Origin of the sequence: Paenibacillus antarcticus (assembly GCF_001637225.1) — a bacterium.
Lineage (GTDB): Bacteria > Bacillota > Bacilli > Paenibacillales > Paenibacillaceae > Paenibacillus_AQ > Paenibacillus_AQ antarcticus.
Genome location: NZ_LVJI01000016.1, coordinates 82912 through 100366 on the forward strand (window position 1 = coordinate 82912; position 17455 = coordinate 100366).

15 protein-coding genes are annotated in these 17455 nt (G+C 41.8%); 8 read left to right on the plus strand and 7 right to left on the minus strand.

Annotation, left to right across the window (positions count from 1 at the left end; genetic code table 11):
• Positions 1–15 precede the first annotated feature (15 nt).
• The 4 genes from PBAT_RS11920 (at position 16) to PBAT_RS11935 (ending at position 6688) form a co-directional block, all read left to right on the plus strand.
• Positions 16–1335 (plus strand): ATP-binding protein, encoded by a 1320-nt coding sequence (locus tag PBAT_RS11920; protein ID WP_068649810.1) that lies wholly within the window; start codon positions 16–18, stop codon positions 1333–1335.
• Positions 1332–3560, plus strand: a complete 2229-nt coding sequence (locus tag PBAT_RS11925) for a DEAD/DEAH box helicase (protein WP_068649812.1) — start codon at positions 1332–1334, stop codon at positions 3558–3560. The genes PBAT_RS11920 and PBAT_RS11925 overlap by 4 nt, the downstream gene beginning before the upstream one ends.
• 319 nt (positions 3561–3879) lie before the next feature.
• Positions 3880–4890: an ABC transporter substrate-binding protein gene (locus PBAT_RS11930; protein ID WP_068649814.1), complete on the plus strand. Its 1011-nt coding sequence runs from the start codon at positions 3880–3882 to the stop codon at positions 4888–4890.
• Positions 4891–5020: 130 nt separating this feature from the next.
• Positions 5021–6688, plus strand: a complete 1668-nt coding sequence (locus PBAT_RS11935) for an AraC family transcriptional regulator (RefSeq protein ID WP_068649816.1) — start codon at positions 5021–5023, stop codon at positions 6686–6688.
• 126 nt (positions 6689–6814) lie between these two features.
• Here the strand turns inward: PBAT_RS11935 and PBAT_RS11940 are convergent, their stop codons facing one another.
• The gene (locus tag PBAT_RS11940; RefSeq protein ID WP_068650322.1) at positions 6815–8734 is read right to left on the minus strand and encodes an LTA synthase family protein; all 1920 of its coding nucleotides are present in this window, start codon (positions 8732–8734) and stop codon (positions 6815–6817) included.
• Between the two features lie 314 nt (positions 8735–9048).
• Here PBAT_RS11940 and PBAT_RS25275 point away from each other — a divergent pair, with 314 nt between their 5' ends.
• The 4 genes from PBAT_RS25275 (at position 9049) to PBAT_RS11955 (ending at position 12298) form a co-directional block, all read left to right on the plus strand.
• Positions 9049–9420, plus strand: a complete 372-nt coding sequence (locus tag PBAT_RS25275) for a hypothetical protein (protein ID WP_149466242.1) — start codon at positions 9049–9051, stop codon at positions 9418–9420.
• A 154-nt stretch (positions 9421–9574) separates the two neighbouring features.
• Entirely contained in the window at positions 9575–10069 is a 495-nt protein-coding gene (locus tag PBAT_RS11945) for a cation:proton antiporter regulatory subunit (protein WP_068649818.1), read from the plus strand.
• A 4-nt stretch (positions 10070–10073) separates the two neighbouring features.
• Positions 10074–11327 (plus strand): cation:proton antiporter, encoded by a 1254-nt coding sequence (locus PBAT_RS11950; protein ID WP_068649820.1) that lies wholly within the window; start codon positions 10074–10076, stop codon positions 11325–11327.
• Between the two features lie 44 nt (positions 11328–11371).
• On the plus strand, positions 11372–12298 hold the full coding sequence (locus PBAT_RS11955) for a YitT family protein (protein WP_084403001.1): 927 nt from the start codon (positions 11372–11374) through the stop codon (positions 12296–12298).
• A 102-nt stretch (positions 12299–12400) separates the two neighbouring features.
• On the opposite strand, the gene PBAT_RS11960 is transcribed toward PBAT_RS11955, so the two are convergent.
• From PBAT_RS11960 to PBAT_RS11985, 6 genes are all read right to left on the minus strand, one after another.
• Complete coding sequence (locus tag PBAT_RS11960) at positions 12401–13150, minus strand: SDR family NAD(P)-dependent oxidoreductase (protein WP_084403003.1); 750 nt, start codon at positions 13148–13150, stop codon at positions 12401–12403.
• A gap of 270 nt (positions 13151–13420) precedes the next feature.
• Positions 13421–14494 carry an undecaprenyldiphospho-muramoylpentapeptide beta-N-acetylglucosaminyltransferase gene (locus PBAT_RS11965; RefSeq protein WP_068649824.1) on the minus strand — a complete coding sequence of 358 codons (1074 nt, stop codon included), beginning with the start codon at positions 14492–14494 and terminating at the stop codon, positions 13421–13423.
• Positions 14495–14610: 116 nt separating this feature from the next.
• Positions 14611–15096 (minus strand): translation initiation factor IF-3, encoded by a 486-nt coding sequence (gene infC / locus PBAT_RS11970; RefSeq protein WP_068649826.1) that lies wholly within the window; start codon positions 15094–15096, stop codon positions 14611–14613.
• A 111-nt stretch (positions 15097–15207) separates the two neighbouring features.
• Positions 15208–15858, minus strand: a complete 651-nt coding sequence (locus PBAT_RS11975) for an amino acid ABC transporter permease (protein WP_068649828.1) — start codon at positions 15856–15858, stop codon at positions 15208–15210.
• A 33-nt stretch (positions 15859–15891) separates the two neighbouring features.
• The gene (locus PBAT_RS11980; RefSeq protein WP_068649830.1) at positions 15892–16557 is read right to left on the minus strand and encodes an amino acid ABC transporter permease; all 666 of its coding nucleotides are present in this window, start codon (positions 16555–16557) and stop codon (positions 15892–15894) included.
• Positions 16558–16653: 96 nt separating this feature from the next.
• The gene (locus PBAT_RS11985; protein WP_068649832.1) at positions 16654–17451 is read right to left on the minus strand and encodes an ABC transporter substrate-binding protein; all 798 of its coding nucleotides are present in this window, start codon (positions 17449–17451) and stop codon (positions 16654–16656) included.
• Positions 17452–17455: the final 4 nt, after the last annotated feature.

Genomic DNA, 17455 nt, shown 5'->3' on the forward strand with positions numbered 1-17455 from the left:
TAAGAGGTGATAACCATGAGTGAATTGAAAATTCCCAAAAGAATGACGACAGCCCTTGTGAATTCTTTAACCGCAGGCGTGGTGCCCAGAATTGGGTTGGAGCATATCGCAGTAGGACGTAAGTTTGAAATTGAAGCTATTCTTCGGGATATGGATAACGTCTCTGAGGGCGGCGCAACATTCAAGCTGATTACAGGACGATATGGTAGTGGCAAAAGCTTTCTGTTACAAATGATACGCAATTATGCGATGGATCGAGAATTTGTAGTGGCAGATGCTGATCTGTCGCCAGAACGACGATTAGTTGGAACCAAGGGGCAAGGATTAGCGACGTACCGTGAGCTGATGACGCACCTCTCTACACGTACGCGTCCAGATGGAGGAGCACTCGAAGTTATTTTACAGAAGTGGATTGCCTCTATTCAGCAAGCTGCTATGAAGGAGCTAGGTCTTCGACCAAATGATCTTGCTTTGAATCAGGAAGTGGAGCTTCGAATATTTGCCATTACATCAGAAATGCAGAACATGGTACATGGGTTCGAATTCGCTAAGGTACTCGCAGCCTATTGGAACAGTTATAAGTTAGCAGACGATGAGGGAAAACAAGCTGCACTTCGTTGGTTACGTGGTGAATATGCGACCAAGACCGAGGCGCGTAAATCGATAGATGTTGGCGTAATTATCGATGATAGCAACTGGTACGACTATATGAAGTTATGGTCGGAATTCGTAGCTCGAATTGGATATAAGGGATTGCTCCTGTTCATTGATGAAGGGGTTAATCTATATAAAATAACCAATAGCATCTCTCGTCAAAGTAACTATGAGAAGTTACTCATGATGTTCAATGACACCATGCAAGGTAAAGCAGAACATCTTGGCATATTCTTGGGTGGTACGCCTCAGTTTGTAGAAGATCCAAGACGAGGATTGTTTAGCTACGAAGCGCTTAGATCTCGATTGGTTGAGGGACGTTATGGTGCAGAGGGCTTGAAGAATTACACAGGACCGATGCTTCGCTTGAACATGTTATCTCATGAAGAGATCTTAATTCTATTACAGAAGCTTAGTCAGATTCATGCAATGCACTATAGTTATGAGTCATCTTTAACCGATGCACAACTTGTACAATTTATGGAACTTGCAGTGGGTCGATTGGGGGCAGATGAACTTCTTACGACACGTGAAATTGTGAGAGATTTCATGGATTTACTCAATACACTTCATCAGAATCCAGAGAAGACATTCGGTGACCTTCTCGGGGAGCATCATGTAGCACCAGCTGCGGCTGATCCGGATGATGTGGATGACTTCCTTGCGGAGTTCGAGCTATGAGTAGCAATCCTTTCTATCGATTAGCTCCGTTCATTCAAGAATTTATATATCGCAAAAGATGGGATGAATTACGTGAAGCACAAGTAGAAGCTTGTCGTGTATTATTTGATACGGACAATCACTTACTTATTGCTTCGGGGACAGCTTCTGGCAAGACGGAAGCTGTCTTCTTTCCAGCATTGACGGAGTTACATGTTAGGCCGTCTACATCGGTGGGTATCCTGTATATTAGTCCACTGAAGGCGTTAATTAATGATCAATTTGAACGATTGAATGAACTGCTGAGAGAAGGCGGAATACCGGTATGGCATTGGCATGGCGATGTTCCTCAAGCTGAGAAAACGAAGCTTATGAAGAAACCTTCAGGTGTGCTACAAATTACGCCTGAATCTCTTGAAGGTCTCCTTATGAATAGACCGAATGCGATTCCAGCGTTATTTCATGATCTCAGGTACATTATCATTGATGAAGTGCATGCTTTCATGGGATCTGACCGAGGTATTCAAGTGTTATGTCAGCTCTCTAGAATTGAACGAATGGCCTACTGTAAGCCGCGTAGAATTGGTCTATCGGCCACGCTTAGTGACTATGATTCCGCAACCGAGTGGATTAGTGCAGGCACAGACAAAAAGACGGAGATTGTGTCTCCACAGGGTGGACGCAAGCTGAAGTTGAGTGTAGAGCATTTCTCATTTCCTGATGCACGTAATGAAGAAGAGGCAAAGATGTTGGAACATGCGAAGCAAGCGTATCACGACTACATATACGATCATACACATCATAAGAAAGCCCTAGTGTTCACTAATAGTCGTTCAGATGCGGAATTAATGACATTGGAGCTTCGACGCATCGCGCATAAGCGACACGAACCAGATGTATTCTATGTCCATCATGGAAGTATTTCCGCGATGTTACGTGAAGAAGCAGAAGCGGCACTCCGTACGGGATACGGACCAGCCGTTGCAGCAGCAACCTTGACGCTCGAGCTAGGAATCGATCTGGGTGAACTGGAAAGAGTGGTTCAACTTGGAGCACCTTACAGCAGTTCGAGCTTTGTCCAAAGACTAGGACGATCAGGACGTCGTGGTAATGCAGCATCGGAAATGTTATTCGTATGCCCTGAAGAAGAGGATGAAGAAGCAGAGTTGCCCGCACGGATGCCATGGATGTTACTGCGAGCGATTGCTGTTATCGAGTTATACGTTCGAGAGAAATGGGTTGAACCCCTACATGTTCGTCAAATGCCAATGGGACTGCTGTATCATCAGACGATGAGTACGCTTAAGAGCCTTGGTGAGGCAGCACCTGCAGATCTAGCAAGAGCGGTGCTCACGTTACCTTCTTTTAGAGAGATTCAGCCAGATGATTACAAGGTATTTCTAAATTATTTACTTCAGACGGACCACATTCAACGTACAGAAGTAGGTACCTTCATTATTGGATTGATGGGGGAGCGAATCGTGAATAACTTCCGCTTCTATGCCGTATTTAAAGATGATGACGAACATGTTGTATATAACGGAACGGAGGAGATTGGTTCCATTACAACGGTTCCGCCTCCTGGATATTGTTTCACATTGGCAGGTAAGCTATGGAAGGTTGAAGAGGTAGATACGAAACATCAGGCTGTCTATGTGAAATCTTCTCGCGGTAAGGTGGACACGCTCTGGTTGGGAGCGGGAGGAGATGTACATACCCGTGTTGTGCAGAAGATGCGTGAGATATTGGCGGACGATGGTATCTACTCCTACTTAGCACCCAATGCCGTGAATCGTCTCGAACGTGCTCGCCGCCTTGTGCGAGAAAGCGGGATGTTACGTAGTTCTGTCATGCCTGCTGGCGGCGATTCTTTCTTCATTATGCCTTGGGTAGGAAGCAAGCAGTTCCGAACCTTGGAACGATTAATTAAGAATAACCTAAAGGATAAGTTGGGCCTACGCTCCGTTGTCCCTATGGAGCCTTATTACATGGTCGTATCGGGAAAGGCCAATGCGCAGACTCTCCTTGACCATATTCTAGCGGAAACCTCTAACTGCGAGGATCCGATCACCCTTTTATCAACTGATGAAGCGCCGTATCTAGGGAAGTACGATGAGTTCATCCCGCCTGAATTGGTTCGAAGAGCTTTTGCAGTAGATGGTCTTGATGTTAAAGGACTGGCTAAGGAATTAGGGAAACATGAATACAGATCAGCATTAAATAATAACCCCATAAACGAGATCTAATGTGATCCCCTTTAAGAGACCCTCATAAATACCTCATGTTATCGTGGAGTAATGAGTGATTTTGGAGGGGTTATTTCTATGAGGAAAAAGTACATATACTTTTTCATAAATACAAGAAAGTTCAAAATGGTATCGGTGCAAGCATTTGTTGAGGAGATCTGAGTGGATACCCGGCATCCTAGTATGTTTGTATAAAATAAATGGGACAGATTTGATTTTGTCCATTGATTTAGTATGCCGATATCCGTACTCTACTTATAGAGAATGATTATCATTATCTATAACTATAAAACAAATAGAATAGTGGGGTAGAGAGATTATGAAGAAAGCAAGATATATGGTTGTAGTAATAGCACTAATTTCCCTAATGGGGGTTATGTTACTTGGATGCACTGGTGCTAGCAAGGATGACAATATAGCCAGTGAACCCTTGAATGGAAATAGTGCGGACATCAAAACGGATGCAGCGAAGGAGAGTTCAGATGTCTCAGAGAATGAAGTATCACGTTCGTACACTGACTATAGGGGGCATGTGGTGGATATCCCGACAGCACCACAGCGTGTCATATTTGCGGGTGAAACAACAGGTGATCTACTGGAGATAGGCATTCAGCCGATTGGCGCGCTCGGAGTCTCCGTTAAAGATACATTATATGAGAATGAGCTTACCCAAGTCGAGGATGTGGGGTTTCCCATTAATCTTGAGAAGGTTATTTCTCTAAATCCCGATCTGATTCTGGTTGCAGACACTGATGAGAAAGGCTATGAAAGTCTTTCAAAAATAGCCCCAACGATTATGTTTGATACATTTGCTTCGCTTGATGAACGAATGATCGAGTTGGGTGACATCTTTAGTAAACAGCAGGAGGCAACAGACTGGCTTAATATCTACAATGCAAAGGCAGAGGAAATCTGGAAGCAACTTTACGACAAGGTACTTAAGCCAGGAGAGACGGCATCTGTATTTACGTATTATCCTGGGGATCGGCTGTTCATTATGGCTCAAGCTGGCCTTCCACAGTTATTGTATGGCAAGGGTGGTATGAAACCGACGGATCCGATTCAAGAGGTTCTAGATGAAGGGGAAGGATTTAGACAAATCTCAGCAGAAGAGATTGGTAAATTTGCAGGAGACTATATTTTTATTCTCAATCCTATAGACCAAGAAGCAAAGAAATCAACAGAAGAAATGCTGGCAAGTCCGATTTGGAAGGGTCTTCCTGCAGTAAAGAACGGACATGTTTACCGTTTGGATATTAATAAAGCTAGTTCGGACGCCTTTACCCGTGATTATATGCTGAATGAGCTATCGAAATTACTGGGTAACTAAGAGAACAAGGGCTGAGATAAATAGATAAAGATAGCGTTCACTCTTAAGTAAGCTATTCAATCTTACGGTTGAAAAGCTTACCTTTTTTCTATACAATGAGAACTATTCTCATTTAAAGGAGCCGTTCAATATGAATAAGAATTCCATTCCTATATCAACAACCCAATCACTACTCTTTCATTTGGATGCAGTCAGATTGTGTCAGTTGCCTTCTGGAGGAGAAACGGCAAAGGAACGAACTTCATTACATACACTGATTGTTGTAACACAGGGTCAAGCGGGGGTCATGACAGACGATTATAGGCGGTTTCACTTGGTTCCGGGTAGGGCATTCTTAGTGTGTCCCCAAAGTGGATACCAGCTTCAGAATGAAACGGAATGTACCCTTATATATTACCGGCTGTCTTTTTCTGCTATACAGATGAGAGGAATGCATCCTCAATTATACGATGGCGAGCTAGTATCTAGGTTAGGGGAGCTGACTGCCCATCCACTGACTCGGATCCTACGTCTTGTGAAGTTGATGGAAGAAGCAGAGACAACCTCTGGCGTACTAGGAGATTACAAGCGACAGCTTTGCTTTCAAGAACTAATGGTGCTTCTTCTTCAGCATAACCTTCATCCTGAGAGCGTAAATGTAGATGGAACCAAGCTTGTTGAGGATACTCTTACCTATATTCATAGTCACTATATGGACCGTATAAGCGTCCGGCAACTTGCAGAACTAGCGGGGGTTATGTACCAACAGTATACTCGGATTTTTCAACAACTGACTGGTAAGAAACCACTGGATTATCTGAATGAGTTGCGGATTGAGAGATCTAAAGAGTGGTTGCGAAACTCAGATGCACCGCTGCGGGAGATTGCTCATCTGGTCGGCTTTCGGGATGAGTATTATTTCAACCGTCGCTTTCGCCAGATGACGGGTCAAGCGCCAAGACAGTATTCAAAGTCAACACTTGGACATGTCCACGTCCGGGACTGGCTTGGTTATAGTGTCGAGATTCCGCAGAATCCGAGACGAATCGTATATCACGGAGAGACATTTGGCGATTTAGTGGCACTTGGCGTTGATGCAGTAGGGGGTAGTGTATTCCTAGAAGAACGTATCCCGGTTGGAGAGCAAGTATGCAATGAGGTGGATGTCAGATTCTTAATCGATGTTGCTAAGCTTGGAAGGTTGGAGCCCGATTTAATTATTCTGGCGAGCAGTGATGAGGAACAGTACAACAAGGCGATAGGGATCGCTCCAACAGTAACATTTGATTCATTTGCGCCCCTTGAAGAACGGATGCACACGCTAGGAAATTTGTTGGGCATTCGTGTGGTTGCTGAACAATGGATGGAGAATTATAAGGAACGCACGGATCAGATGTGGATGCGGTTGAGTGAGGAGCTACGACCGGGTGAGAGTGCTTCGGTGTTCATTACTGATCGCGGTGGACGTTTTTTTGTAATGGGAACAATCGGACTTCCGGCTACGTTATATCATAAGTCGGGTTTTCAGGCGCCTTCCAGTATTGGGCAGCTACTTGACCGAGGAATGAGCTACATGGAAATTTCCATAGATGATCTGACCCTTTTCGCTGGAGATCGAATATTTATGGTTCTGACGAAGGAGGCTTCATCTCGACAGGCTGCCTATGAATTAGCTGAAAGTAAGGTGTGGAAAGGGCTACCCGCTGTACGAAATGGCCATGCTTACTGGGTAGAGGATTGTGAGTGGAATTATGGGGATGCCCTGACGAGTATTCACATTCTGGACATGCTTCCAGCCTTGCTCACAAGTTCTTCCTAAATATTCGTGATTTGAGAATTCAGCTCTTGCACTAGATACGACAGATCATATGGCAAGAAAAAGAGACATTAGAGCGTAATGCTCTAACGTCCCAAGATAATTTTTGTATCAAGTACCTATATACGATCATGGAGATCGTTTAGGCAATAATTTCACATATTTATCTGATAATTTCATAAGTGACAAGATATAATCATAGTCCTTACGGTAGGCACTCACATCTTGAACAGGTTGGAGTGTTTTTAGCGAGGTGGCTGTTCCATCCTCAAATCCAGTACCAGGAACGAACATGACATCGTTATTAAAGAAAGAACCTGTGGGTAAGTAATATCGCATTCCGACAACATTATGGTCCGTATTCAGAAGGTCGCGTCCGAATGCAGTGAACTTCTTATCCTCAAGGGATAGACCCAGGAGATTAGCCACTGTCGGCATAATATCAAGTTGTCCACCTGTAACTTCTACAACTTTACCTTCTTTTTGTTTGGGAACATGAATCAGGAATGGAATATTGAATCGACTGATCTGATTATCGTATGGAATACCTAGTTTGGCTGTTATCTCATCCCCAGCGATCTCTTTCGGGTTAAGACCAAAGTGATCTCCATAAACGACCAACATCGTGTTATCCCATAGGCCATTCTCTTTTAACTGATCGATAAGTGTTCCTAATGCATAATCAGTATAGTTCACAGCTGTCAAATAGTTACCGAGTTGCGATCCCTCCATATCGGCGGGCACCGTAATTCTTCGTTTATCTTCAGGAATAACAAAGGGAGCATGACTAGATGTTGTTACGAACTGTGCATAAAAAGGCTTCTTCTCAGAGGACGTCTCTGTAATTTTCTCAATACCAACACGATACATTTCTTCATCTGAAGCTCCGAAATCATTGAACATATCATTCACATAGTAGGGTTTGTCATAATAATGATCGAACCCAAGCCCCGGATATAATAAGTTTCGACTCCAAAAGGTTACATCATTAATATGAAAAGTTGCCGATGTATATTGCTGTTCATGTAATAGCCGTGAGAGGCTTGGTAGCTCCCTGTTTCCAAATCCGGCTGACATCGCTTCGGTTCCTGTTGGATAAATGGATGTGTTGGACATGAATTCAGCATCCGATGTATTACCTTGACCAATCTGCTGATAAAAGTATGGGAAATAGTAGCTTTCCTTCGCAAGTTGGTTAAGCACAGGTGTGACTTCTTGTTGTGCTAGATTGAGGTGAATCGGGAAATTCTGAAAAGCTTCCATTTGTACAACGATGACATTCATGCCTTTAGCAGAACCGAACTGAGTAGGTGGTACAGCGTTATTATTGCGATAAGGGTAGGTTGACTGTAGCACCTTCACTTCTGCTTTGGTTTCTTGTAAATTCCCACTAGCGATCATGTTGCTCTCTTGTTTACTCTTAAGTGCAGCAGCCACTTGATAATTTAGAAATCCAAGGTTCTCAGCTTGTACAAGTTCATTATCGATGTGCAGAGAACGGTTAATAACAAGACTTGAACAACCAATACTTAGTACTAATGTTAATGCTACAACGATGTTCCACTTTCTTGTTCCATCCTTGTGATTGCGAGTAGAACTCATGATATGACCTAAGGTGTACATACGATGACTCTTGCGACGGACAACGATGCTAACAAGTATAAATATTAGCCCGATGGCAAAATCTACAAAGAAGAGGAAATGGATGGGTTTGATCAAAGTAGTAATACTGGAACGAATTTGACCTACTTGTCCTATTTCTGTGAGTGTCGTATACGTTGGTACTGAACCAAAATGAATCTGATACAAAGTTGCAGCAAACAGCGTAAGCGAAACAATAAGATTAACACTCCAGAATACGCTTCGTTTTGCTTTGACGGGTGTGATGAGATCGAATAAACACATGACTACAAGAATGGACAATGTGTCGGCGATTATTCCTGCTCCCGTAACTTCTTTGAAAAAGAAAAAGCGAAGAAGACAAAATTTAGCTATTAATAGTAGCGTAATACCGATCAAAGTGGGTAGTTTGTTTGCTTTCCAATTCATGGACATTTCTTATTTCACTTCTTTTCTTTTATTGAAAAATTAATAATTAGTGTAACGTAAAAAACGAAAAAAGACAAAGAAATGGCAGTTATTAGTGATTAGGCAATCGACTGTTAATCTGTTAGATTTGTGGACATAATAACCAAGAGCTTCGCCTTCGCGAGAACTTTCTCCAGCGGCATTGCCATCAATGTGCATCAGGGTTTAATCATATATCACCATAAACAGGATATCACTTTAATCCATCTCAGTTTGAGATCGGTTTTATAATGTGTTATCATTTTAGTAACAGTATGCGAAAGGGGAGATGAGATATGATCAGAATACAACAGGTAATTCGTTTTTTTATGTTGCTTGGTATAGCTTTGGTTCTATCCTTCTCCTTTCCAGTGTCTTCTAATGAAGAGCGTACGAGTGAGAATGAAACATACCAGCGAACGATTTCTTCAGAAGTACATATGATTAGACCACTTCTTCGTCAAACCGCACCAGTGTACTCAAGGCTTACTATAGTCGCGCAATTATTACCCCTTTTATTCATGGTGTATTTTCTAACCATCCTACGAGTATTTTTATTATCAAATCCCTTTAAACGTTGTATTCCTTTATTATTACGTCGCTTATTTCTTGACCCCATTAAATACACCTCCACTTATGTGAGCAGAGCTAATTTGCCTGTGCTCTAATTTAATTCACCCTTTTATACGTAAGCCATTCCTAATAACAATTTTTATAATGTTATACTTATCCATGAACAAATAGAGACGGACACTGTTCTTTTTTAAGGAGCAATGTAATCGTTCTATTTAAATATTCAGAATAATTGGAGGTATTTTAATAATGAATGTACGCGAGATAGATTTACCAGGTATTGGGAAGAAATTTCATATTATGACACGTAGTGGGGATAAGTTAGTGGTCATTATTCATGATGATGGAAGAAGAGAAATGTATCATTTTGACTATGAGGATCCGGATGACAGTGTTTCTATGATTTCGATGGATGACGATGAGGCACGTGTGATTGCAGCGATTGTAGGTGGAATGACTTATGTCCCTAAAGCACTTGAGAAAGTGGATATGGCATTCGATGAACTAATTATTGAATGGTACAAAATTGACAGTAGCTATAAATCCATCGGTAAATCGATTGGTGAACTTGATGTGCGCCAGAATTCGGGAGCTATGATTATCGCCATTATTGAGAAAGATCACTCGAAGCACGTGAATCCAGGTCCAGAATTCGTGATTACGAAGGAGTCTACGCTGGTTGTTGTAGGAGAACGTGAACAGCAGAAGTTATTCAAACAAATTTTACTGAACGGAAGTGGTTGAATAGATGGATTATATTGTTTTTGAAGTAGGGTTGGCCATTGCTTTAATCGCTGCAGCGGGACTGATAGCGACCAAGATTAGATTTTCCGTTATACCCTTTTATATATTGATTGGTATGGCCGTTGGGCCTCACGCAATGAACTTTTGGCATTTTGATTTCCGATTCATAGAGAGCGCCCCCTTTATTGACCTTTTAGGTCGCATTGGGGTACTGTTCCTCTTGTTCTATTTGGGTATTGAATTCTCGATAGGGCGGTTGATCAAGTCAGGTAAGTCGATTGTGACGGGCGGATCGATATACATTGGAATTAACTTTACTTTGGGACTTATATTGGGATGGTTAGCGGGGTTTCCGATTTCGGAAATTCTCGTTATTGCAGGGATTACAACCATCTCCTCGAGTGCCATTGTAGCCAAAGTCCTTGTAGATCTGAAGCGTACAGCTAACGCAGAGACGGAAATGGTCCTTGGAATAACCATGTTTGAAGATGTATTTCTTGCTGTATATTTATCTATCCTCTCAGGAATTGTCCTCAGTGACTCCTCTAGTGTGTGGGGAGTACTATTGACCGCATCCATAGCCTTGGGATTCATGTTATTGATGATTATTATTGGACGAAAGGCGGTCCCACTGTTAAATAAGCTGCTCAATATTCGTTCTAATGAACTATTTGTCCTTGTTGTGTTTGGTTCATTATTTCTAGTGGCGGGCTTTGCAGAAACGATTCATGTAGCTGAAGCTATAGGAGCGTTACTCTTTGGACTTGTACTCGCGGATACGGACCATGCGAAACGCATTGAGCATCTTATTTTACCCTTTAGGGACTTTTTCGGAGCTATCTTCTTCTTTAGTTTTGGGCTATCCATTAATCCGTTAGAAATGTTTGGTGCGGTATGGTTATCTCTTGCAGCTGTTCTTCTAACGCTTGTTGGGAATTTCGTTGCAGGAATGATAGCAGGTAGAAATGCAGGATTGTCCACTAAGGCATCATTTAACATCGGATTCACAATCATGGGTCGTGGGGAATTCTCCATTATCATGGCTAACTTAGGAAAAGCAGGGGGCCTTATGCCCATACTACAGTCCTTTACAGCTCTGTATGTATTAATTATGGCCATCCTAGGGCCTTTGCTATCTAAAGAGTCTAAGCATATTTATAACTTCATGGATAACATATTCAAATTCAAAGATTCTAAGAGAAGAGATAAAGGTGAGGTTAAGGTGAAACCTAAGCTGCCAGAGGAAAGTGGAACGTAAACGTTTATAATCCACGCCTGAAATGCTGTCCAGAACCGTCTGTCATGATAGGTAAACTCTATTGCAGAGGAGGAGGATTTGCACTGAAACTACTTAGAGCTTCTTTAGAATCAACGCACTCATATGAGCGCGGTGAATTTAAACGCTGGTGTACTCGAATTTTGTTTGTTGTTATAGGTAGTGTGTTAGCCTCAGTAGGGTTGGAATTGTTCTTAATTCCAAATCAGATTATTGTCGGTGGGATGACAGGGATTTCTGCTCTATTCGCTCATATGACAGAGATGAGATTAGGATTATTTCTTCTTTTATTGAATGTACCCTTTATAGGTATGAACTACAGACACATTCGAAGAGAGTTTGTCATCCTGACGGTACTGGGATTGATCGTATTCTCATTAAGTGCCATCTTTCTTCATCATACTCCTGCATTGATCGAGCATCCATTATCGGCTGCAATGGTTGGGGGAGTCTCATTGGGACTTGGAGTGGGTACAGTTGTTCGATATGGCGGAGCATTGGATACGCTGGAACTTTCTGAACGTTCTCATTGGAGAAATGGATTACCTGTGGATAACATCATGATGTTGATTAATTGTATGGTGTTGAGCACCGCTGGTGTTATATTCGGATGGGATCAAGCGATGTATTCTGTTATTGCCTATCTTCTAGCGTACGAGATGATTCATATCACCATTAGAGGATTCGCATTATACAGGACGATGTATGTTCAGAGCGCCAGACATGACGAGATTGAACAGGTTCTTTCTTTGAGGCTTAGTCTTACGAATATATCGCCGAATGAGATGAATTCCGACCTTGAACACCGTAATAAGGTAGTCAAACCGTTAGAATATAAGGTTCATATAGCTGAAAAGGCACGATTTAGAGTTCTGGTGAGATCCATAGACCCAGAAGCAGATATTTCAAGTCATGATACAAGAACCACGCCAAATTATTTTAATAGAAAATAAATATCATTCTTATGAAAAATGCCAAAAAGCAGGAGTTGAAATTCTTGCTTTCTGGCATTTTTATTTTAATTTTTCTATGGTTACGATAGTGCGGATGCTGGATTATCCGTTCATCACACTACCACCGTTGGCTCCAAGAACTTGTCCGGTATAAATGCTACCGTCATCTGAGGCAAGGAATAGAACGGATCTTGCGATCTCCCGAGGGAATGCGAGTCTATTCAATAAATAACGTGCGTCATTCTTATCTTGGGTCTCCTCAAGAGAGGAACGGATATCGGTGAATGTACCACCTGGTGCTACGGCATTAACTAACACGTATGGAGCTAGTTCCCTTGCGAGCGATTTAGTAAATGCAGTAATGCCGCCTTTAGCTGCTGCATAATGTGCAAATTCAGCACCACCTTGGGTTACAAGGTCAGATGTAACGTTAATGATTCTCCCTGATTTCTGCTCCCACATTCGACGAGCTGCTTCACGAGAGGTATAGAAGGTACCATACATATGTATTTTGATCATTCTGTCCCATTGCTCGTCTGTCATTTCTCTGACGGATACTGCTTGGGCAATCCCAGCATTATTGACTAGAATATCAATTCTTCCGAACAGACTGTCCATCGCTGTGAATAAATCCTTTACCTGAACAGGGTCGCTGACATCTGCATGAAAAATTTCAGCCCGAACGCCGTAAGTTTCTGCTTGATTCTTAACATCCAGTGCTTCCTTATCGTCACCGAAATAGTTAATCATGACATGGATACCTGCTTTGGCAAATTCCAAAGCGACTGCCTTTCCGATGCCTCTACTAGAACCAGTGACTAAAGCGCATTTTACGGTTGATTCCATACCCATCTTGTTTAGTCTCTCCTTTGATAAAGATAAGTGATAGGGTTTTCATTAATAGGAACACAAAAGACAAAGAAAAAATGTTTAAGTTAATATATCAAATTAGATAATTTAAATCCATAGATTACCATGCATTAAGTGGGGTAATAAGGGATAATGTTACAAAATAGCAAACTAAATACACGTCGTTTATTATCAAGATGACGTGTATTTAGTCATATATTGTAAGAAAATAAGGTTTGCTTAATGTGTGTGAAATACCTTTAAGACATACGTTTACTTTCTTTTTGCAGCTTTTTGAATAAGCTGAATGACTTGATCTATCGTACTCGACTGATCATGTTTAGTCATGTTGTCTACGATCTGTTGGCGGTTATATAACAAGAGTTCTAGCGATTGAATGAAGGATTCATCGGTCAACTCCTCTTCCAATAGAACCTCAGCATATCCTGCTTTCTGAAAAGATTGTGCGTTTAATATTTGATCTCCTCGACTTGCTGCTCTTGATAGAGGAATCAATAACATGGGTTTGTGAAGGGCAAGAAATTCGAATATTGAATTGGAACCAGCCCTTGTTACGACAACATCAGCGGAAGCAATGACATCCGAGAGCTCATCTTGAATGTATTCGAACTGTTGATATCCATCGAGATGGATGGATGGGTCGATTTGGCCTTTCCCGCAGATATGTACCACTTGGTATTGTTTCAAGAGTTGGGGTAGATTGTTACGAATGGTCCCGTTTATTTTTTTGGAACCTAAGCTACCTCCCATTACGAGAATGATGGGTTTACTGTCAACGAACTTAAGTAGGCTTCGTCCACGGGTGGCATTGCCAGTACGAAGCTCATCACGAATAATAGCTCCAACATAAGTGGCTTTGTCACTCTTGATATGATCCAACGTTTCAGGGAATGTCACGCACACCTTAGTTGCAAGAGGAAGAGCAATTTTATTAGCGAGACCCGGCGTGATATCTGATTCATGAATAATGATAGGAACATTGTTTAATTTGGCGCCAATGACGACGGGAACAGAGACGAAGCCACCCTTTGAGAACACAACATCAGGTTTTATTTTTCGAATTAGGGAGTAAGCTTCAAATACTCCTTTGACGATGCGAAAGGGATCTTTGAAATTCTCAACACTCATATATCGTCGAAGTTTACCTGTTGAAATCCCGTGATAATCGACATGATCAACGTTCGAAATGAGCTCAGATTCAATACCCTTGATCGAGCCTATATATGAAACATCCCAGCCTGATGCAACAAACCTTGGAATGAGAGCTACATTCACAGTGACATGTCCTGCAGATCCGCCACCAGTAAATAAAATACGTTTGGACATTTGTTAAACCTCACAGTTGTTCTGGTCACTTTCGTGTCCCAGTTATTCTAACTTGCTTGTACATGGATTTAAAAGTAAGTAGCTATCGGTAACACTCAGATTTTCGCAATCACCCTTTATAGAGGGTTTACCTGAACCATGGCTTGTTTCCCGCTGAGTTGTATCCCCGTTTGTTTACTCCCAACGTCTACAACATCTTTTAGTAACCGTTCTAACAATTCCTTCGCTTTAGGACCTTCTTTACCTTGAATACGAACAACGAGTAGCACAGCTTTTCCTGTTTGTAAAAGCTTATGAGCCTGATTTTTCTTCGTATCATAATCATGATCTTCAATTTGAGGAGTTAAGCGTATTTCCTTTACCTTAGCATTTTGTTCTTGCTTGCCGCTCTTGGGCTTGGCTTTCTGTACTTCTTCCTTAGCAGTTCCAGCTTTCATTAATCGGCAGGGTGGTGGGCTACTAAAGAGGGATGTACAGATCAGGTCCACTTTGAGCTTTTTGGCCATGGATAGTGCCTCAACAGTGGAGATCACACCTAAGTCTTCTCCATGAATACCGGTCAAATGAACCTCGGAGGCTCTAATTTTTTCGTTTTTGATCATTCTTTACACACCTAGACTTTCACTTGGGATAATGACCCCATGTTAGCGTGTAGGAAGAGAAATATCAACCTCTGTATGTGAGAGGATGGACGTTTCTCACGAACAGTCATTTTAATGCATCTTAGACTCCAGACGCCGAGCAATAATAGAAAGGGTGTAATTCACAATAAAATATAGCGCAGCTGCAAGTATGAGTGCTGGAATAATATAATTGAAGTTTTGTCCTCCAAGAATTTGAACATTGTGCATGATTTCAGGCAGAGAGATGATAATGGCAAGCGACGTATCCTTAAGTAAGGAGATGAATTGACTAACCATGGGTGGAGACATCCGACGTAATCCTTGTGGGAGTATGATGTTCCAGAAGGTCTGCATATAACTGAGTCCAGAAGACCGTGAAGCTTCAATCTGTCCTTTATCAATGGAATTTAAGCCACTTCTTACAATCTCAGAGATCATGGCTCCCTCAAATAGAGTCAACCCCACGACAGTAGACCAGAAGGGGGACATGCTGATACCGATTTGCGGAAGTACAATCTTCATGAAAAAAATAATGAGTAATAGAGGTAAGTTACGTATGATATCAACGACAATGGCAGTCAGGCGCGCTACAACAGGAATTCGAGTGTATCTCAAGGTTCCTAACAGTGTCCCTAAAAGGAAACTTAGAATGATTGAAATAAAGGCTACTTCTAAGGTGATCAGAAAACCTTTCAGAATAAAAGTCAGATTAGGAATGGAGTACGCGCCTATAAAATCCATATATTACTCACTCCTTTTCCAATGAAATAGGCGTCATTTATTGTCAGCGATGTTAAAACGTCTTTCCATATAAAGAACGGCGTAGCTGAGTGGAACAGTAAGTACTAAGTAGAAGAGAGCCACAAATGTATACACCGTTAGAGGTAAGAATGTATCTGAATTAATGAGATCTGCATAATACATCAAATCCATTCCAGCGACGACAGCAAGGATAGATGAGTTCTTAACCAGATTAATGAACTGATTTCCTATAGCGGGAAGTACGATTTTAATCGCTTGTGGCAGAATGATATGGATCATCGTTTGAAGATAGGAAAGACCGGTAGCTCTGGCTGCTTCTGACTGACCTGTTGGGACTGCCTGAATACCTGCACGTATGGCTTCTGCAATGAAAGCTGCTGTATATACCGTCAGACCTAATGTACCTGATACAAATCCATCTAATGCGATGCCGAGTGATGGTAACCCTAAATAGAAGAAGAAAACCACGATCAAAAGCGGAATATTACGAATAACTTCTACATATGCCGTTCCGAACCAATTTAGAGGTTTAAATGGAGCAATTCGAAATATGGCAATGATGGCCCCCAGTATGAAGCTTCCAATGAGAGCAATGATGCTAACCTGAATAGTGTTTATGAATCCATCCATATAACGATCCCAATGGTCAAACACAAGTGTGACATCGAAGTTGCCCATAACTGGTCTTTAGATCCTCCATTTCCTCCGCGAAATAAAAAAAGGAAGAGAGGCGCGGAATAGCCACTCCTCCAATCTCATGAACGATTAGATTAACTATTCAGGTTTAACACCCATCCATTCTTCATACAGTTTGTCGTAAGTGCCGTCATCCTTTAGTTCTTTTAGTAAATCGTTAACCGTAGATACAAATTCACTATCACCTTTGCGAATAGCTATACCATAAGGCTCATCTGTGAAGGTACCACCAACGAGAACATAACCAGGGTCTTGTTTTTGCATACCAAGTAGAATGGCGTTATCTGTGGTGAGTGCGTCACCCTTACCTGCTTTTAGCGCTGTGAAAGCATCTTGATAATTCTCGAATTCAAGGACTTCTGTAGCAGGAGCCTTTTCGCGAATGTTAGTGGCGGAAGTAGATCCTTTCACTGCGAGTACTTTAGTGTCTTTTGTAAGACTTTCGAGTCCTTGAATAGCACTTCCTTTTTTAACGAGTAGGGATTGGCCTGCTTTGAAATAAACATCACTGAAATCGACTTGCTCTTTACGTTCCTCAGTGATTGTCATCGTAGCAATAATGAGGTCAATCTCTCCGTTCTGGAGTAGGGGAATACGAGTCTTGGAAGTGACTTCTTTAAGTTCAATCTTCGTTTCATCACCTAACACTTTTTTGGCTAGCGCCTTGGCGATATCAATATCGAATCCTTCTACTTTTCCTGTAGCAGGGTCTTTAAGTCCGAATAGCTTGGTATCATATTTAACCCCTACAATTACTTTTCCGCGGTCTTTGATCGCGCCTAGTGTGGTATCTTTCTTAGAACTACAACCTGTAAATACGACAGCAACAACTACGATTAGTATGAGAAGTAAATGAGACCTTAGCATTTTGTTCATCTTT